At 70.3% G+C, this 18,954-nt stretch carries 15 protein-coding genes; 9 read left to right on the top strand and 6 right to left on the bottom strand.

Annotation, left to right across the window (positions count from 1 at the left end; all coding sequences use genetic code 11):
• Positions 1 to 105: 105 nt before the first annotated feature.
• The 3 genes from AB0H21_RS01505 to AB0H21_RS01495 form a co-directional block, all read right to left on the bottom strand.
• Complete coding sequence (locus AB0H21_RS01505) at positions 106 to 1,500, bottom strand: DUF1116 domain-containing protein (RefSeq protein WP_358509896.1); 1,395 nt, start codon at positions 1,498 to 1,500, stop codon at positions 106 to 108.
• Positions 1,497 to 2,882: an FdrA family protein gene (locus AB0H21_RS01500; protein ID WP_358509894.1), complete on the bottom strand. Its 1,386-nt coding sequence runs from the start codon at positions 2,880 to 2,882 to the stop codon at positions 1,497 to 1,499. Before AB0H21_RS01500 ends, AB0H21_RS01505 begins: the two co-directional genes overlap by 4 nt.
• A gap of 74 nt (positions 2,883 to 2,956) precedes the next feature.
• Entirely contained in the window at positions 2,957 to 3,847 is an 891-nt protein-coding gene (locus AB0H21_RS01495; protein WP_358509891.1) for a DUF2877 domain-containing protein, read from the bottom strand.
• Between the two features lie 156 nt (positions 3,848 to 4,003).
• On the opposite strand from AB0H21_RS01495, the gene AB0H21_RS01490 reads away from it, so the two are divergent.
• The 4 genes from AB0H21_RS01490 (at position 4,004) to AB0H21_RS01475 (ending at position 8,891) form a co-directional block, all read left to right on the top strand.
• Positions 4,004 to 5,569 (top strand): PucR family transcriptional regulator ligand-binding domain-containing protein, encoded by a 1,566-nt coding sequence (locus AB0H21_RS01490; RefSeq protein WP_358511337.1) that lies wholly within the window; start codon positions 4,004 to 4,006, stop codon positions 5,567 to 5,569.
• A 123-nt stretch (positions 5,570 to 5,692) separates the two neighbouring features.
• Positions 5,693 to 6,712, top strand: coding sequence for a phosphotransferase (locus AB0H21_RS01485; RefSeq protein ID WP_358509889.1), 1,020 nt, complete (start codon positions 5,693 to 5,695; stop codon positions 6,710 to 6,712).
• A gap of 299 nt (positions 6,713 to 7,011) precedes the next feature.
• A complete protein-coding gene (locus AB0H21_RS01480) occupies positions 7,012 to 8,265 on the top strand; it encodes an MFS transporter (protein ID WP_358509886.1) in 1,254 nt (417 codons plus the stop codon).
• Positions 8,266 to 8,342: 77 nt separating this feature from the next.
• Positions 8,343 to 8,891: a helix-turn-helix domain-containing protein gene (locus tag AB0H21_RS01475; RefSeq protein ID WP_358509883.1), complete on the top strand. Its 549-nt coding sequence runs from the start codon at positions 8,343 to 8,345 to the stop codon at positions 8,889 to 8,891.
• 112 nt (positions 8,892 to 9,003) lie between these two features.
• Here the strand turns inward: AB0H21_RS01475 and AB0H21_RS01470 are convergent, their stop codons facing one another.
• From AB0H21_RS01470 to AB0H21_RS01460, 3 genes are all read right to left on the bottom strand, one after another.
• Entirely contained in the window at positions 9,004 to 9,606 is a 603-nt protein-coding gene (locus AB0H21_RS01470) for a hypothetical protein (protein ID WP_358509880.1), read from the bottom strand.
• Positions 9,607 to 9,761: 155 nt separating this feature from the next.
• Positions 9,762 to 10,028: a hypothetical protein gene (locus AB0H21_RS01465; protein WP_358509877.1), complete on the bottom strand. Its 267-nt coding sequence runs from the start codon at positions 10,026 to 10,028 to the stop codon at positions 9,762 to 9,764.
• Between the two features lie 69 nt (positions 10,029 to 10,097).
• Complete coding sequence (locus AB0H21_RS01460; RefSeq protein ID WP_358509875.1) at positions 10,098 to 11,669, bottom strand: hypothetical protein; 1,572 nt, start codon at positions 11,667 to 11,669, stop codon at positions 10,098 to 10,100.
• Between the two features lie 276 nt (positions 11,670 to 11,945).
• Here AB0H21_RS01460 and AB0H21_RS01455 point away from each other — a divergent pair, with 276 nt between their 5' ends.
• The 5 genes from AB0H21_RS01455 to cutA all read left to right on the top strand — a co-directional run bounded on the left by AB0H21_RS01455 (position 11,946) and on the right by cutA (position 18,870).
• On the top strand, positions 11,946 to 12,587 hold the full coding sequence (locus AB0H21_RS01455) for an ATP-binding protein (protein WP_358509872.1): 642 nt from the start codon (positions 11,946 to 11,948) through the stop codon (positions 12,585 to 12,587).
• 1,007 nt (positions 12,588 to 13,594) lie between these two features.
• The gene (locus AB0H21_RS01450; RefSeq protein ID WP_358509869.1) at positions 13,595 to 14,965 is read left to right on the top strand and encodes a solute carrier family 23 protein; all 1,371 of its coding nucleotides are present in this window, start codon (positions 13,595 to 13,597) and stop codon (positions 14,963 to 14,965) included.
• On the top strand, positions 14,962 to 15,897 hold the full coding sequence (locus AB0H21_RS01445) for an FAD binding domain-containing protein (RefSeq protein ID WP_358509866.1): 936 nt from the start codon (positions 14,962 to 14,964) through the stop codon (positions 15,895 to 15,897). The genes AB0H21_RS01450 and AB0H21_RS01445 overlap by 4 nt, the downstream gene beginning before the upstream one ends.
• The gene (locus tag AB0H21_RS01440) at positions 15,894 to 16,418 is read left to right on the top strand and encodes a (2Fe-2S)-binding protein (RefSeq protein WP_358509863.1); all 525 of its coding nucleotides are present in this window, start codon (positions 15,894 to 15,896) and stop codon (positions 16,416 to 16,418) included. The genes AB0H21_RS01445 and AB0H21_RS01440 overlap by 4 nt, the downstream gene beginning before the upstream one ends.
• Before the next feature lie 61 nt (positions 16,419 to 16,479).
• Positions 16,480 to 18,870: an aerobic carbon-monoxide dehydrogenase large subunit gene (gene cutA, locus AB0H21_RS01435; protein ID WP_358509860.1), complete on the top strand. Its 2,391-nt coding sequence runs from the start codon at positions 16,480 to 16,482 to the stop codon at positions 18,868 to 18,870.
• Positions 18,871 to 18,954 lie beyond the last annotated feature (84 nt).

Here is an 18,954-nt window from a genome sequence, read left to right as displayed (position 1 = left end):
CGTCCGCGTCATATCCCCTGTATGGATCATGTATCGAGCTTCTCGTCAAGATGACGCTGGCTCATACTAGAGTCAATCCAGGGCCAAAGGGAATTCAGTCTTCCTTTATGTCTCCGCCAGTGCGACCAGCGCCGAGGTGAACGCCTCGGTGGGCGGGCTGACCAGCCCGGCCCCGACCTGCCCGGTTCCGGCGACCCTGCCGGCGATGCCGGTGTTGACGATCGGCAGCAGCCCCGTCCGCGCGACCAGCGCCACGTCGATGCCGACCGGCGTCCCCCGGAACCCGAGGCCGGGGATCTGATACGCCGGGTGCTCGGCCAGCGTGATCTCGTACATCCTCCGCGTGGCGGCGACGGCGTCCGCGACGTCCCCGCCCACGAACCGGACGATCGCGGGGGAGGCCGCCATGGCGAACCCGCCGAGGCCCGAGGTCTCGGTGATGGTCGAGTCGCCGATGTCGGGGTTGGCGTCGTCCGGGCCGTAGGCGCCCAGGTAGAGGCCGTCGGGGACCCCGGCGGGGCCGGTGAACCAGCGGTCGCCGAGCCCGGAGACCTGGACGCCGAAGTCGGTGCCGTTGCGCGCCATGGCCACGACCAGCGACGAGCCCGGCACGCCGCGCGCCGCGTCCGCGCCCACCTTGCCCGCCGCCATGGCCGCGTTCAGGAAGAAGTGGTCGTTGCCGTTGATGAACCGCAGCACCTCGGCGGCGCGCTCGGGCGCGGCGTCGACGATCGCCGGGGCGAGCTCGCGGACGAGCAGCGAGGTGGCCGCGCGGTTGCGGTTGTGCAGCTCGTCGCCCATCTGGAGCGCCTGGGCGATCAGCGAGCGCAGATCGATCGGGCCGCTCAGGGCGAGGGCGGCGGCAAGGACCGGCCCGAGCACGTCGCCCATCCAGCGCAGCCGCGCGATCACCTCCGGCCCGTAGGCGCCGTACCGCAGCACCTTGCCGAGGCCCTCGTTGAGCGAGCAGTACGCGGAGCCGCCGTGCTCGGCGTCGGCGATCTCGAACATCCACATGGACGGCGTCACCACCCCGGCCATCGGGCCGACCGCGCGGTGGTGGTGGCACGGGTCCAAGGTCACGCCGCCGGAGGCCAGCAGCTTCTCGGCCTCCCCGGCGTCGGCGGCGAGGCCCTCGAACAGGGCGGCCCCGATCAGCGCCCCCCGCATCGGGCCCGAGGCGCGCTCCCACTCGATCGGCGGGCCGGCGTGGAAGAACGTTCCGCGCGGCAGGTCGAGCACCTCGCGCGCGGGCCGCACCCCCACCAGGTGGGGACGGGCGGAGGTGAGCCTGCCGACGGCGATCTCGTTGGCCCGCGCGCGCCGCGGGTCGGCGAGCACCTTGGCCAGGGCCTCGGCGGTGCCCGGCAGCGGCGGGCGCCAGTCGACGCCGAGGCGCGGCACCGCCTGCTCGTCCAGGGCCTCGGCGAGCAGGGCGGCGCCCACCGTGATCACGCGTGGCTCTCCCGCGAGCACGGACGGCGTGGGTGACGAGCTCACAGCGCACTCCCGATCAGGCCCGCGGCGTGCCTGGCGGCGGCCGCGTTGGAGGTGAACACCGACGCGCCGGCCGCGACCAGCGTGTCCGCCTGCCGGCGCAGGCCCTGCGGGTCGGAATCGGTGCCGACGAGGGTCACCACCACGGCCGTCCCGCGCTCACGCGCCTCGCGGATCGCCGGGGCCAGCCGGGCGGAGGGATCGGGGTCGGCGGCGTGGCCGAGCACCACGTCCAGCAGCGCGACCCCGCCCGTACGGGCGAGCGCCTCCAGGCGCAGCGCCGGGTCGATCATCGGATGCGCGCGGCCCCGCGTGTACTCGTCGTCGCCGAAGTCGGTGAACGTGCCCGTCCCCGCGACGATCCGCGCCTCCGCGCACAGCGTGCCGCCCGAGTACAGGCCCGACAGCCCGCCCGGCCCGGCCTCCTGCGGGACCGTCCAGGACGGCCAGGTGGGGACGGGAAGGCCGAGCGCCTTGAGGGCCTTCTCGGTTGCCGCGGTCAGGTCGTCCTGGCCGGGGCCGAGCAGGGCGGTGACCACGGGCGTGGACAGGCCCTCGATCGCCCGGCGCACCGTCTCGGCGACCTCGGGGGCGGGCGGTTTGGAGATCAGGACGATCAGGCCGGTGGACGGGTCGGCGTCCAGCGCGGCCAGGGCCGCCAGCGTGGAACGGCCGCCCACCGCCGCCGACAGGTCTCTGCCGCCGACGCCGAGGACGTGGCTCACCCCGGCGCCCGCCTGGTCCAGCAGGCAGGTCACGTGCTGGGCGCCGGTGCCCGAGGCCGCCACCACGCCCACCCGGCCGGGCCGCAGCACGTTGGCGAAGCCGAGCCCGGCGCCGCCGACGACCGCCGTGCCGCAGTCCGGGCCCATCACCAGCACGCCGCGTTCCCGGGCGCGATCCTTGAGCAGGACCTCCTGCTCGACGGGCACGTTGTCGCTGAAGATCATGACCGAGAGCCCGGCCTCGACGGCGTCCATGGCCTCGGCGAAGGCGTGGTCGCCCGGCACCGACACCAGCGCGAGCGTCGCGTCCCACGCCCGGGCGGCGGCGCGTGTGGTGCGCGGCGGGCTCTCGACGGCGACGCCCCCGCCGCCGCGCGCGCCCCTGGCCAGCTCGGCGAACTGCCGTCTCAGCTCCTCGGCCGCCTCGCCCAGCGCCTTGCCCGACTCCGCGCGGATCGCGACGAGCAGGTCGGACGGCCCGGCGGGCGGCACCTCGAACCCGGCGTCACGGGCCAGGCCGACGTTCAGCTCGGTCGCCATGGCCACCACCGCCACGTCCACCCCCGGACGGGAGATCAGGGCCTGGCTGACCCGCATCAGGCTCACCGAGTCGTGGTAGAGCCCGGCGCGTACCTCCACAAGATCCGTGCCCGTGGTCAACGGTCCCCCACCGTCCCTCCCACAATCGGTGATCAATCGTCGTTCGCCGCATTCCCTGCGGGAACGCCCGCCGTTCACGCGCCCGCTCGCGCCTTCTCGCCCAGCGCCACCACCGCGGCCGCGCCCATGCGCAGCCCCCAGGCCAGATCGGCGCCCGAGGTGTGGCCGAGCCTGAGTAACCGCAGTACGGCGGGCTCAAGGGGATGATGCCCCGCCAGGCCGCGCAGCACCGCGACGACCTCCGCGCACGCCTCGCCCCGGGCCGCGCAGTGCAGCAGCGTGGCCGAGATCGGCGTGGTGCGGGTGCCGGCGTCGAAGGCCACGGTGGCGGCCAGCCAGTCCGCCAGCCACACCGCCCGGCCCACGCCCGCCGCGTCGCCCAGCCTGCGCAGCGCGACCAGCACGCCCGACAGCATGTCGTCACCGCTCGGCGTCAACCCCGGGCCGAGGCCCATGAGCTGCTCGGCCGCGGTGATGGCCGACATCAGTGAGCCGTCCGCGCAGCCCCGCGCGAGCAGCGCCGCGCCGCCGTCCGGATCCAGGCCGGGCCGGCGCGGGGACGTCTCGCACACCTCCGCCAGCCTCGGCAGCGCGGCCCGCAGCCGGTCGAGCTCCACGGCACCGAGCGGGGGCGACGGATCCCACCAGCGGCGGACCCGCACGGTCGTGCGGCCGATCTCGATGCCCCCGTCGCCGACGGTGGCATCGTCGCCCGGCGACACCCGCGGCAGCGGATCGCCGAGCACGACCGAGTTGGGCAGGCGCGTCGCCTCGCCCGTGATGACGGCCACCACCGACGGCTCGATGTCGGTGCGTATCTCCAGGTAGACGCCGAGCGGGAACACCGCCAGCACCCGGGCGGGGCGCCGCGGCGCGTCCAGCGCGGGCCGCAGGGCGGAACTCGCCGCGCCGAACGCCTCGGTGTGCGCGGGCGCGTGCGCTCTTGTGCGCGTCCCCAGTGTCACTCGGCCTCCCCGCCAGTCTGGGGAGACCGTAGAACGGTCCCGTTAGACCCTCGTACGGAGAAAGCTGCCAACACTTCCCCGGAGAGTTGGCTCTTGTTGACAGACATGATGTTCCGTCAGAATCACGAAAACGGCGCTTCACCCTGGAGCATGACCATGACTGCGGACCCCTCACCCCCGGCGATGCGTTTGGCCTCCACGGGCACCATCATTCACGGCGTGTCCGTGGGGGAGGTGCTCGGCGTCTCGACCCTCGCCGGAGCCCGCCTGATCGGCGGCAGGACCGGCCTCGACCGCATCGTCCAGCGACTCAACGTCATGGAGGTGCCCGACATCCTCGCATGGGTCAAACCTCACGAACTGCTGCTGACCACCGGGTACCCGCTGCGCAACACCCCCCAGTCCCTCGGACGGCTCGTCGCCGACCTCGACGAACGCGGCCTCGCCGCCCTCGGCATCAAGCTCGGCAGATACGTGGACGAACTGCCCGCCGAGATGGTCGAGCAGGCCGACCGGCTGGGGTTCCCGCTCATCCTGCTGCCCAACGACGTCGGCTTCGACGACATCCTCAACCAGGTGCTCACCGACATCCTCAACCGGCAGGCCGCGCTGCTCGCCCGCACCGAGGAGGCGCACCGCGCGCTCGTCCAGATCGTCCTCGCCGGGGGCGGGCTGCGCGAGGTCGTCGCCGAGGTCGCCGGACTGCTGGACCTGGCCGTGGCCGTCGTCGACCCCACCGGGCAGGTGCTGGAGGCCTCCGGCGACCCGTCCGTGCCGCGCGCCGCGCCGCCCGTCTCCTCCGGCGACTACACCGTCGTCCCCGTCGTCGCGGGCGGGCACCACCACGGCCGTATCGTCGCCCACCACCCCGCCGGCGCGATCAGGGACGGTGACATCGGCATCCTGGAGCGTGCCGCCACCGTCGTCGCCCTCGTCGTCACCCGGCAGGAGGCCGTCACGGCCGTCGAGAGCAAGTACCGCGCCGACTTCCTCCGCGACGTGCTCACCGGCAGGGGCGGGGCCCGCATCGCCGCCCGCGCCCGCGCCTTCGGCTGGGACCTCGAACGTCCCGTCAGCGTGCTCGTCGCCGAGATCGACCCCGAATGCGACATCCCCCCGGACCGGCTGCTCACCGCGTGGACGACCGCCCTACGCCGCCACGACCCGGGCGGCGCCGTCGCGGGCTTCTCCCACGAGGTGGTGGCCGTCGCCGGCGCGGACGTCGACATGACGCGCCTCGCCAAGGACGCCGTCGCCGCCTTCGCCGACTCCCGTCCCGCCACCTTCTCCACCGGCATGAGCAGGATCGCGCAGGGCGCCGAATCGCTGCCCGACGCCTACGGCCAGGCGCTCAAGGCGGCCAGGGTCGGCCGCCAGCTCCACGGCTCCGGCGCGGTCGCCCACTTCGACCAGCTCGGCGTCTACCGGCTGCTGTCGCTGGTCAACGACACCGCCGAGCTGCACGCGTTCGTCAAGGAGACGCTCGGCCCGCTCGCCCTGGACGAGGACGCCGAGAACATCGACCTGCGCCGCACGCTGCAAGTGCTGCTGGATACCAACCTCAACGTCGCCGAGACCGCGCGCCGCCTGCACTTCCACTACAACACCCTGCGCTACCGCATCGGCAAGCTGGAACGCATGCTCGGCAACTTCACCGAAGACGCCCACCTCCGCCTCAACCTGACCCTCGCCCTCCACGTCCTCCGCATGCGAGGCATCTGACGAACCTTTGGAGCAGGCCAGGGTCGGCCCGCCTCGGTAATGGCAGCGGCTGAACGCCCTCGCGGATGCCCTGCCGGTGCCTACGGCATTGGCGTCGGGGCGCTGTCGGCCTAGGGTTGCCGGGTGTCCATCGAGCAGTTGGTCCACAACCGGCAGAACGGTGTGACCGGGGGTATCTGGCGGGAGCACGGCGTCGTCCACAAGATCCTTACGCACCGCCGTGGGCAGGTGCCGGCGCACTGGGCGTCCTCGGCCGACCCGCGGCACTGGAACTTCTGGCGCCGCGAGGCGCTCGTCTACGAGACCGGCCTTCCCCGCCGCCTAGGCCTCGGCGCTCCCGCGGTCGTGGATATCCGGGAGACCGGAGATGGGGACATCGAGCTGCTGCTGGAGGACGTGAAGGGACGGCACTCGTCGCAGCTGTCCGTCGATGACATCGCCGAGACCGCCCGCGCTCTGGGACGAAGCCAGGGACGCGGCGACCTTCCCGATCACCCGTGGCTGAGCCGAGGCTTCCTGGCGGACTACAGCACCTCACGGCCCGCGGACTGGAGCCTCCTCGACGAGGACCGGGCCTGGTCCCAGCCGCTGATCAAGGACCATTTCTCCCCGGATCTCCGGGAGGGACTTCTGCACCTGCATCGCGACCGGCGGTGGCTCCTGTCGCTCATGCAGGCGCTGCCCCGGACGGTGTGCCACCTGGACGTCTGGCCCAACAACGTCATCCGGCGCCCGGACGGTGAGGTGGTTCTGCTGGACTGGGCCTTCGTGGGCGACGGCGCGCTGGGAGAAGACGTCGGCAACCTCGTCCCCGACTCCGTCTTCGACCTGCTCCTGCCCCACCAAAAGCTCGATGACCTCGACGCCCGAGCCACCCAGGCCTACCTCGACGGTCTCGCCGACGCCGGCTGGACCGGTGACGCGCGCGTGGTGCGGCTCGGCATCTGCGCGTCCGCGGTGAAGTACGACTGGCTCACGGTCAGATGTCTCGAGATGGCTTCGGCCGATCGGCACCCTGACTACGGCGGCGAGGCCACCGTCGACGCGGACGCCGGCTACGCCGCACGAGCCGCCGGCCTGTCCCTCTGCGCCCGCTGGGCCCGCGAAGCGGAACTGCTCGCCCGCGACCTGGGGCTGTGGTGATGCGTCTTTCTCGCCATACAGGATGTTCACGGTCGCTCGGATGCCCACATGGGAAATGGGTGCATCGCGGCGAATTCCGGAGGTCTCCACGCCCACGGCGATCATGACACCGATATCCAGGCCGGGCAGGCAGCAGGGTGCGGCAAGCCGATTCACGTTGCGACCGGGCGACAGCGCGGTCCGAGCCCTGAATCGGACCTATGTCTACCCGACCTGTACGGCTTGATCCCTCTGCTACAGGACGAAGTCGGCTCACCAATGCCATGTACGGGCGTGATCGAGCAAGGCGGCTGCTATCGATGAAGAGTCCAGGCGCACGGTCGGCCGAGCGCACGGCGAACTCCACCTTGACGTTGCACCTGGCGTTCCTGTCCATGGGCTACCAGGTCGGTGTCTGGGCGTTCTCGCTGCCGGTGGTGGTGGACGGGCTTCAGATGAGCGTGCAGCGACTCGGATTCGTGCTGGCTCTGATGGCGATCACGTCCATCGCCGGGTCCCTCGTGGCGGGGAGGCTCGCGGCCACTCGAGGCCCCTCGAAACTCATGGCCTGGTCGCTCGTCTGGAGCGGCCTTGGGTACGCAGTGATGTCGCACCTCGGATCATTCGTCACGTTCAGCGTGCTCGCCGGATTGACTGGCTTCGGTCTCGGCCTTCTCGATGTGGCGGCGAACGTCCGAGGTGCGGCCGTGGAGGCGGAGCAGGCCAGGACCTTGCTGCCAAGGCTGCACGCGCTGTTCAGTCTGGCCGCGGCGGTAGGTGCGCTCACAGCGTTCGTGATGACCGGCGATCAAAGCCTCATCGTCGCTTTCCTGGTTGCGGGGGTCAGCTGCATTGTCACAGGTGTCCTCGTGATCGTGCGGAAAGGCGACTTGGCCGCTTCCGATCCCGCTGCGGCGGCGGACGACGTGGAGAACGGCTCGTCTTGGACGGACGACCTGCGCTTCATGCGTAAAACGGCAATTGCCTTCGCCTTCGTTCTCGTCTGTTGCGCGTTCACCCTCGACGCGACTCTTGAGGGGTTCTCGGCACTCTTCATCAGGCAGCTCCCCTTCCAGGGGGCGGCTCAGAGCGCGATCGGTCTCGCGGCCCTCTATCTCGCCGGTGCGACTGGGCGGGCCTGCGCCTCCCTGGTCATCAAGAGGTTTGGGGAGTGGCGGACCGTGCTCGTCGGACAAGCGGTGGCCACGTTGGGTGTGATCATGTTGGTGTCGAGCCCGGTTGCCGGTGCCAGCGCGGTCGGGATGCTGCTCATCGGCATCGGTATGTCCCCGATCGCCCCCATCGCCTACTCCGTGATCGGACGCAGCCATACCGCAGCCGATCCGGGCCGCGCGACGGCGTACCTGACAGCGGCCGGATACGTGACCTTTGTGCTCGCGCCGATCATCATCGCATTCGTGGGCCGAGATTCGGTCGCCAAGGCATTCCAGCTGCTCCCGGTGCTTCTTGTGGCGATGGCCGTGATGACGATCTGGTTCGGCCACCAAGAGCGGGTCGCCGCTCGCCGAGCGGTGCGCCCACCGAATGAGCAGCTTGATCTGAACGAATCGTGAAGGCTCATCCCGAGCCCCCCGATCCCCGGGCTGACCGATCGGTCAGAACTGGCCGATCGGTCAGATAGGGTGGCGTCATGCCACACGCCCCCGCCGCCATGCGCGCGGACATCCTGGAGTCGGCGGGGCGGCTGTTCGCCGCGCGCGGCTTTCGCGGCACGTCCCTGCAGGACATCGCCTCGGACGCGGGCTGCTCGAAGGCGTCCTTGCTGTACCACTTCACCAGCAAAGATGCGATCTTGACCGAGCTGCTGGCGCCCGCCGGCCGGGAACTGGCCGAGCTTGAGGAACGGCTCGCCGCGCTGGACGGCGAGGAGGCCGCGCGGGCGGCCGTCGCCGGGCTCGTGGATCTGTCCCTGCGCTTCCGGCGGCAGGTCAAGATCCTCGTGCAGGACGTCGACGCCCTGATCAATCGCCCGGAACTACCGGACGTGAACGCCATCACCGAGAGCTTGGTCGACGCGCTGACCGGCCGCTCACCCACCTCGGAGGCGCGGGTCTGGGGCTGGATGGCCATGGTGGGGATCTTCCTGACGAGCGCCGGCGAGCACGCACTCCCCGACCCGGCGCTCCGCACGGAGCTGACCCGCAGCGCGCTGCGCACGCTGGGCCGCCAGACCGACTAATGGGAGCGCGATCCACGCCGTCGTCCCACAAGGTAAGCGCTCCAGGGCGGCGGACCCACCATGGAGCGGGGGCCGTCCGCCATTGTGAGGCGTCGATGGCTGCGACAAGTGGTTAATCTTGCTCGGTCTCGGCCAAGAGTGCTGCGGCGGCATGCGGATCCATGAGATTGGACCAGATCACTTCGCCTGATTCGACGTCGCGGTGGGGCATTACATCGGGGTACCAACTGTCGCGATCGCAGCCAGGCACGGCATCGAGAATGGCTGCCTGGTCAGCGATGGTCACATGACCGATGATGCGGACGCCCACGTAGGTCTCGTGCCCTTCTTCGGCGCGTACCAGGACGGCAAGCGTGTAACCGGCGAGATCCTCGCGCTGTTCGCGGCCGGCCAGCAGGGCGCGGATGACCAACGTGCGTATCGACGCCTCCATCCGCAGGACACTGCGCTCGGCGTCTTCAAGCCGCAGGCGAGCCTCGTCGAGCGTGCCCGGAAGCAGCTCTTTGGTGTAGGTGTCACAGGTCAGTGTCGGCGTGTGAGAGTTGTTGTACGCCTTCCGGGCATGACGCGCTCGCACGGTGAGCGCGGCATAAAAATCATCCGGGCTACCGTCCTCGCGACGCCCGGCTGCCACGAGCCATGGGCAGCGGTTGTCCTGCCACACCGCTCCGCGCCATCGCTGGATCTTGACTTTGAACAGCACGTTGTCATCCACCGAGACAATGCGCTCCCTTGCACTGTCCCCAGCGAACTGAGCAGACGCTTTGCGGATCAACGGATGGTCGATCTCGTTCAGCGGTACGCGAGCGGGCGGCAGTTTGGCGATGCCCAGGTCCTCACGGAGACAGCGGACAGTGGGACGACTAGGTATCATGCTTCCTCCACGCCGCCGAGCTCCTCGATCTGCTCCTTGGACAGTCCGGACACGAGCGCCACCCTTGCGGCATGCGTGCCGTCTAGTTGCGCCATCGCCTCCTGCATCGCCGCATGCAGCTCCGCCTGACGGACCTGCAGGTACACGCGTACGGCCTGTGCCACGAACTCCTTTTTCGTTACGTGCAGGAAGTGCGCGCCATGAGAGATCAGACGATCGGTTTCGGCATCCACCTTCAAGGGAGCCACGTTCGAGCCAGCCATAACAAACCTCCCGGTACTAGTACCCAATGGTACCGGAGTGGAGCGTCGTAGCCGGTGAGTCCCAGCAGGTCAATTGGTGATGCCCAGGGAGCGGAGTTCTTCGTCGAGGGTGCGGACGTGCTTGTTGCCTGCCCAGGGCCGGAGGCGGGCGCGGGCTTCGCGTATGGAGTTCACCAGGCGGCCCGAACTGTGGCCAACGGTGATCTGAGCCGCCTCGCGGATCTTGCCGGTCGCCACCTGCACCTCGCGCTTCTGAGTCAGTGCCTTGGCGTAGTACAGGAGGGCTTCACCGCGTTGCAGCTTTCGCGTAATGGGGGCCGCCAGGGTCCTCTCGACCGCCTCGATCGCGTCATCCAGACGGCCCGACGCGAGCATGCAGAAGGCGGTGTTCTTCTGTACCCCGTTAGGCGTCCACCAGTAGAGGTACGAGGGGTCGGCCTCGGTTCGGGGGCGTTCGATGTAGTGGCGCGACTGAGCGAGGGCGTGCTCGCTGGCACGCACACTGCCATTCGTGGCGAGTACGCGTGCGAGATCCATCGCATGCACCGACTTCAGCACCGTGCTCGCGCTCTGCTGGGCCCAGCCTTGGGCTGCGAAGATGTGGTCCAGTGCTTGACCTGTGCGGCCCTGGTGGAGGGCCATACCGCTCAGGCAGGTGTGCAGGTAGCAGATCAGCGTCGGGTCGCGGACCTCGTGAGCGGCCGTCAGTGCCTCCTTGTACCGCTCGTAGGCCCCGCCGTAGTCCAGCAGGTCGTGGTGCAGCCAACCCGCTAGTTGACTCAGTTCGGCGTAGGTGTGGGTGAGGCGGTCGCGTAGGGCGGGGAGGAGGACTTCGCGGCGCAGGAGGTCGGCGACGAGGGTGCGCTGGCCGTCGACGATAGGCAGGACGGTTTCGGGGCCGAAGTCATCGTCCAGGCGGCGGCATCGGGCGGTCAGCTTTTCGATCACCTCGACCGTCCCGGCGTCCACCCGGGTGGAGGAGCGGATGGCCGTCACCAGTCGGTCCTTCTCGGGCGGCGACAGATGCCGCAGCAGGATCAAGGCGGGCGCGCCGCCGAGTGCCAGGGCCAGTTCGAAGAGCAGATCGCGACGTTTCACATCGGCCTCCTCGGCTCCGAGGGCACGAAGCAGCGCAGCGCAGTCCTTGGGCAGAAGGACTGGAACGGCCGGACGTGCCGCTTCCTGACTCATGGTGACATGCCCGGGGAGCGGAGCCGGGGCGCGCGAAGGCCGCTGGGAAGGAAGGGATCGATGATCCGTGCGGTCGATGAGTTCACGGTCGCGCGGGGTGTAGGACGCGTAGACCTGGTCATTGACCAGGCGCCGCGCGGACGTCCGGTACACCTGGGCGAACAGGGCGATGGTGCGGGCGGTGGGACGTATCCCCCGCTGCGGCCAGTACTCGAACTCATACAGCCGCGATTCGCGCAGCGCCGCCGTACCGGCCGGATCCGCGTCGTTGTACCGCGCGGCGGCCTCGGCGGCGGTCAGGCCGTACGCGTACCGGTACAGCCGCAGGGGACTCACGTCGTGGTACACCGAGAACATATCGGCGATCTGATCGAAGCCGTACCCCTTGGCGCGGAGCGCCTCGCTGCGCCGACGGCATTCCAGCAGGATGTGGTTCCCCTCGCCCGACATGGTGCACGTCTCCCCGGTACGTATGTGGATCGCAAAGCCTCTACGCAGAGTACCGTTTCGACTACGGAGAATGATGGTCGTTGTGATATTCACCCAGGTGGCCGTCAGGTAGTCGATCTCGTTGGCTGACGTGTTCGAGCAGGTCAGCGGGCTGCCTTGTCATGGGGTCGCCCGGGACGATGGCGGGATCGGGGGTGGCGCCCTGCTCGGCCATCGTTCTGGGCTGTGTCAAAGTCTTTCGATCCTCAGGCAGGGCAGGCGTGCGTGGCGGCCGACTTGGCCACGCCATCCGGCATCCTCGGGGCGGTTCCTCCGTCTTTGCCCGCGCCGCTCGGCGAGTCCGTGCGGTTGAGCCCCGAGATCCTCATCTGGCGCCGTGCCTTCCCGGGCACCCCCGACCAGGCGTCGGAGGCCAGGAAATTCGTACGAGTCCTGCTCGGTGGTACGGCCTTCGCCAGCGACTCGGAACTGATCGTCGGCGAGTTGGCGGGCAACGCGATCCGCCACACGGCCAGCGGAAAACCCGGCGGTCATTTCACCGTGGAGATCGCGTTCAGGTCCTCACGCCGGAGGCCGGCGAGTGGTCCGGTGAGAGCCGCGAGTGTGCTGCTCACGGTGTACGACCTCGGGGGCGGGAATGTCCCCCGGATCCGGGACGACGACCGGCGGCGGGTTCCATACGGCGCGGAGGAGGATCTGCCGATCGATGAGAACGGGCGCGGCCTGGCGATCGTCACCGCCGTCGCCGACCGCGTCGGCTACCAGGGCACCCCCGCGACAGGCCACCGCGTGTGGGCTTATCTGACAGAGGGAACCGAGGACGACCGTTCGGCCTGGCCGACCTTCGAGAGGAGCAGCGCCCCTGTCGCCGGGGATGAGGTCACCACCACGATCGCTCACAACGTCGCCGAGCCTTGAGCATGTGCGCCCCTCGCCTCCGCCAAACGGATCACTGCACATTCAGGAGTGGGTGACGCCGCCGAAATGGGCCTCGCTGCGCTCGGGCGGTGTTTCCAGGGCCTCCGGCGGACTCCTCAGGGGCCTCCGGCCCACGTCGATCAGAAAGACACCCTCTCGCATGCCAGACAGTGATCAGGTGTTCGGGCGGTGATCAGGGTGCTCTTCGGTACTCGGACGGTGATCAAGGGGCTGCTCTTCGGTCCTCGGACGGTGATCAAGTCAGGCTCTTCCGTTTCCTGACAGTTCATGGACCGGAGGTGCATGAGGGCCCGTCATTGATGACCGACGTGGGCCGGAGGCCCCTGAGAGTCGGGCGAAGGCCCTGGAAAACACAGCCCGAGCGGAGCGAGGCCCACACAGTCGGTCTGTGGCTGGAGGGTCGGCGAGTCGATTCCCAAGATGCCTTCGGCCTTCGCAGAGCGGGGCGCCCTGGAGAACGTGGCCGACATGCGTCAGCCCGGAAGATCAGCCCGAGCGGAGCGAGGTCCGTTTGCTGGAGGTGGTCGGTGTTTCGGCGGTTGCGGTGTGTTTCGGGGTTTGTTTCCTGGTGTTCACGTGTGTGTGGCGGGGGTGGTGCGCAAGAGGAGTGCGGGGGCGTGGGTCACGTTTGGCAAATCCTTACCATGTGGGGCGGGGTGAACAGGTCTAATGTGCCCGCAACGGGAGAGGAACCTCGGCGCTCGGTGTGAGCGGGCGGGGTGCCTCGTCCGCGTGGTGGTACGGCTCCACGAGTGAGCACGAAGTGAGTACGTGATGAGTGAGCACGTCGCGAGTGAAGGCACTCACAAACGGACGCCTTTCGGGCGGGCGCTTCGCCGGGAGGCACTTCACGGGTGAGGGCTTCACTACTGAACGATCACGAGTGAACAATGTGGGGCACGGCTCGAGTACGGGAAGCGAACGCCGCGGAGGTCCCGCCTGCGGGGTGGCCACCGATCCCCGGCCTGGTGAGTGAAGGGGCTCTCATGGTCTTCGGATGGAAGTTGCACGGGGAGGGGCGTGGGCTCGCCCCGGGGGAGGTGGTGAAGCCCGACGAGCGGCTGAGCTGGCCGAAGATGGTCGGCTTCGGCGCGCAGCACGTCATCGCCATGTTCGGCGCGACCTTCGTGTTCCCCCTGGTCATGGGCCTGAACGCCAACGTCGCCATCATGATGTCGGGCGTCGCCACGATCATCTTCCTGCTGATCGTTCAGGGGAGGATCCCGAGCTACCTCGGCACCTCGGCGTCGTTCGTCGGTGGCGTGGTCGCGATCCGCACGGCCGGGGGCGACGACGCGACGGTCACGGGCGCGATCCTGGTCGCCGGCGTCGTGCTGGCCCTGTGCGGTGTGGCCATCCACTTCCTCGGCGTGCAGTCCATCAACCGTGTCTTCCCGCCCGTGGTGACCGGCGCGGTCGTGATGCTCATCGGCTTCGGCCTGGCGTACGTCGTGGCCGACATCTACTGGCCGCAGGACCAGTGGATCGCCCTGATCACCATGGTCGTCACCTTCGTCGTGATCGTGGCATTCAAAGGCCTCATCGGCCGCATCGGCATCCTGGTCGGCCTGATCGCCGGCTACCTGCTGTCCATCGGCGCCGACAAGGTGTTCGGGAACATCACGGCCTTCAACGCCGGCACCGGCAAGGTCGACACCCACCCACGTGTGAGCTTCGACGGGGTGTCGGACGCGGCGTGGTTCGGCCTGCCCGACTTCCACGCGCCGAGCTTCACCGGGTCGGCGATCGTGCTGGTGCTCCCGGCCGTCATCGCGCTGATCGCCGAGAACATCGGGCACGTCAAGGCGGTCGGCGAGATGACCGGCACCGACGTCGACCCGTACATGGGCAGGGCCGTCCTCGCCGACGGCGTGGGCACGGCCGTGGCCACCGCGGTCGGCGGCTCGCCCACCACGACGTACGCCGAGAACATCGGTGTCATGGCCGCGACCCGCGTCTACTCCACCGCCGCGTACTACATCGCCGCCGTCGTGGCGATCCTGTTCGGCCTGTGCCCGAAGTTCGGCGCGCTCGTCGCCGCCACTCCGGGTGGCGTTCTGGGTGGTATCACCGTCATCCTGTACGGCATGATCGGCCTGCTGGGCGCGAAGATCTGGATCGAGAGCCGCGTCGACTTCTCCGACCCCGTCAACATGGTGCCGACCGGCGCGGGGATCATCCTCGCGATCGGCCCGGTGTCCCACCGGATCAGCGAGAACTTCTCGCTGGCGGGCATCGCCCTCGGCACGATCGTCGTGCTGGGCGGCTACCACCTGCTGCGCGCCATCGCCGGCACCCCCGCCGGTCGCGCCGACGGGTCGCCCGCGCTCGCGGAGGGGAGCGAACAAGGCACGTGAAGCCCTCCCCGTTCGACTACCACGCTCCCCGGGAGCTGGGCGAGGCCCTGGAGGTCCTGGCCGGGACGGCGCCGTACGGCAAGGTCCTGGCCGGGGGGCAGAGCCTGATCCCGATGCTCAACATGCGCCTGGCCGCGCCGTCCCACCTGGTCGACATCAACCGTGTCGCCGAGCTGGACACCCTGTCGGTGGAGCCCGGCGGCGTCCGGGTCGGCGCGCTGGCCCGGCACGCCGTCGTCGAGCGCTCGCCCGCCGTGGCGGCCGTGCAGCCGCTGCTGCCCGCCGCGCTCCGGTTGGTGGCGCATCCGGTGATCCGCAACCGGGGCACCGTCGTCGGCAGCCTCGTGCACGCCGACCCTTCGGCCGAGTTGCCCGCAGTGCTGGCCGTTCTCGACGGGTCGGTGCGGCTGGCCCGGCACGGCGCCCCGGTACGGGAGGTCGCCGCGGAGGCGTTCTTCACCGGCCCGCTGGAGTCGGCGATCGAGCCGGACGAGCTCGCGGTGTCGGCGTTCTTCCCGGCGCTGCCGCCCCGCGCGGGCACCGCCTTCCAGGAGGTCGCCCGCCGTCACGGCGACTACGCGATGGCCGGAGCCGCCGCCGTGGTCACGTTGGACGAGGATCTGCGCATCGCCTCGGCGAAGGTCGCCTGCGTGAGTGCGGGCCCGGTGCCGGTCCTGATCGACCTGTCGGAGGTGTGTGCGCGCCGCCCGGCCGCGTCCGCCGACTGGGAGGCCGTTGCCGCCGCCGTCCGCGACGCCGTCGACCCGGACGAGGACATCCACGCGACCGCGCACTACCGCAGGCACCTGACCGGGGTGCTGGCCGAGCGGGCGCTGCGCGTGGCCGCGGCGGAGGCACAGCGGGCGGCGGCCGGCGGCGTGGACGGTGGAGGGGACCACGGAGTGAACGGCGCGGGGGAGGGCTCGGAGTGAGCGAGACGACGAGCGGGACGGCGGCGGAGAGACGGTACGCGATCTCGCTGACCGTCAACGGCACCGTGCGCGAGGCGAACGTCCCGGCGCGGCGGCTGCTGTCGGACTGCCTGCGCCACGAGCTGGGCCTGACCGGCACGCACGTGGGCTGCGAGCACGGCGTGTGCGGGTGCTGCACGGTGCTGCTGGACGGCGAGCCGGTCCGCTCCTGCCTGACGTTCGCGGTGACCGTCGACGGCCGCGAGATCACCACGGTCGAGGGGCTCGCCGGGCCTGGCGGGGAGCTGTCGCCGGTGCAACGGGCGTTCTCCGAATGCCACGCGCTGCAGTGCGGCTTCTGCACCCCCGGGTTCCTGTGCACGGTGACCGCGCTGCTGCGCGACAACCCCGCGCCGACCGAGGACGAGGTGCTCGACGGCATTTCGGGCAACCTGTGCCGGTGCACCGGCTACCAGAACATCGTCAAGGCGGTCCACCGCGCGGCCGAGCTGACGGCCGAGGCGGAAGGCGGTGCGGCGTGACCATCAGGCCGACGACCAGGCTGACGACCAGGCCGACTGCTGAGGCGGAAGGCGGTGTGGCGTGACGACGAAGCTGTTCGGCGAGCCGGTGCAGCGCCGCGAGGACCCGCGGCTGATCACCGGTCAGGGCCGCTACCTGGACGACCTCGGGCAGGACGCGCTCGCCGCCGCGTTCGTCCGCTCGCCGCACGCGCACGCCCGCATCCGCGACATCGACGTCTCGGCCGCCGTGGACGTCGAGGGCCTGGTCGCCATCTACACCTGGGAGGACCTGCCCGAGCGCGTCCGCGACCCGCTGCCGCTGCTGATCCCGCACCCGGCGCTGACGCACGGCCGTACGGCGTACCCGCTGGCCAGGGACATCGTGCGGCACGTCGGCGAGCCGGTCGTCATGGTCGTGGCGCGGGACCGCTACCTCGCCGAGGACGCGGCGTCGCTCATCACGGTGGATTACGAGTTCCTCAAGCCGGTCGTCGGCATCGAGGAGGCCGCGCAGGGTGTCCACCTGGTCCACGAGGACGTCCCGGGCAACGTCGGCGCCCACATGATCCAGGAGGTGCCGTCCGCGGCGGGGCTCGGCGCCCGCGAGGCGATCGACGCCGCCCCGCACACGCTGGCGTTCCGGCTGGACATCGAGCGCAGCGCGTCCATGCCGCTGGAGGGCCGCGGCGTGTACGCCCGGTGGGATCCGGACGACCGGTCGCTGCGCGTCTACACCTCGACGCAGACCTCCACCAGCGTGCGCATGGCGGTCGCGGCCAAGCTGGGCCTGCCGCTGCCGTCGGTCGAGGTGATCGCCCCGGACGTCGGCGGCGGGTTCGGCGTGAAGATCGTGCACCCGTGGCCGGAGGAGGTGCTGGTGCCGTGGGCGGCGATGCTGCTCGGCCGTGAGGTCAAGTGGGCCGAGGACCGCCGCGAGCATTTCATCTCCTCGGCGCACGAGCGCGGCCAGGTGCAGCACGTGCGCGTCGGTTTCGACGACGAGGGCCGCGTCCTCGGCCTGGACGTGACGATCCTGCACGACCACGGCGCCTACACGCCGTACGGCATCATCGTGCCGATCATCACCAGCACCCAGCTCCTGGGCCCGTACCGCATCGGCGCGTACCGGGTGGAGTTCTCCTCGATCTACACCAATACCGTGCAGGTCACCCCGTATCGGGGCGCGGGGCGTCCGCAGGCGGCGTTCTGCATGGAGCGCACGATGGACAAGATCGCCGCGCACCTCGGGAAGGACCGCGCGGAGGTGCGCGAGGCCAACTTCATCCGCCCCGACGAGTTCCCCTACGACCAGGGGCTCATCTTCCAGGACGGACGGCCGCTGATCTACGACAGCGGCGACTACCCCGAGTCGCTGCGCGTCCTGAAGGGCCTGATCGGCTGGGACGGCTTCGCGGAGGAGAAGGAGCGGGCCGCAGCCGAGGGGCGCCGCATCGGCATCGGCCTCGGCTGTTACGTCGAGGGCACCGGCGTCGGCCCGTACGAGGGCGGGCACGTGCAGGTCACCTCCGACGGGCGCGTGCACGTCTCGACCGGCCTGACCTCCCAGGGGCAGGGGCACGAGACGGTGTTCGCGCAGATCGCCGCGACCGAGCTCGGCGTCCCGCTGGACCGCGTCTCGGTGGTGACCGGCGACACGCGGCGCTTCGGCTACGCGGTCGGCACGTTCGCCTCGCGGGCGGCGGTGATGAGCGGCAACGCCATCGCCCTGGCCTGCCGCAAGGTGCGCGAGAAGGCGCTGCGCATCGCCGCGGACGCGCTGGAGGCCGACCCGCGCGACCTCACGATCGAGGACGGCGAGGTCCGCGTCGCCGGGAACCCGTCGGCGTCGATCCCGCTGGCGACCGTCGCCGTGCTGTCCAACCCGCTGCGCTACGCGTTCGACGAGGAGGCCAAGCGGGCCACCCAGTTCAGCGGCGCCGCGCCGATGGACCGCCCGCCCGTGGCCGAGGGCGAGGAACCCGGGCTTGAGGGCCGCGACTACTACTCGCCGGTCCGCTCGACGTTCGCCTCCGGCATGCACGCCGCCATCGTGGAGACCGACCCGGACACCGCCGAGATCCGCATCCTGCGGTACGCCGTCGTGCACGACTGCGGGCGGCTCATCAACCCCATGATCGTCGAGGGGCAGATCCACGGCGGCGTCGCGCAGGGCGTCGGCGGGGCGCTGTACGAGCGCATGGCGTACGACGGGCACGGTCAGCTCCTCAACGCGTCCTTCATGGACTTCCTGATGCCGTACGCCACCGAGGTGCCGCTGATCGAGACCGCGCACCTGGAGACGCCCTCGCCGCTGAACCCGCTCGGCATCAAGGGCGCGGGCGAGGCGGGGGTCATCCCGGTGTCGGCGGTGATCGCCTCGGCCATCGAGGACGCCGAGGGCATCGCCGTCGACCGGATGCCCATCTCGCCCTCCGAGCTGCACGACCTGAGGTCCCGCGCCGGGTCGTGACCGCCGGTCGCACTGAGTGAGCATTGCGTGTCTATGGCGTCACGGTCAGTGTTTTCGGTCGCGCCGGCCCGGTTCCTCTGGCCG

The organism is Sphaerisporangium sp. NPDC051011, assembly GCF_040653595.1.
Classification (GTDB): Bacteria; Actinomycetota; Actinomycetes; order Streptosporangiales; family Streptosporangiaceae; genus Sphaerisporangium.
The sequence above is the reverse complement of the archived record's forward strand: the minus strand, read 5'-3'. Positions and strand labels throughout refer to the sequence as shown.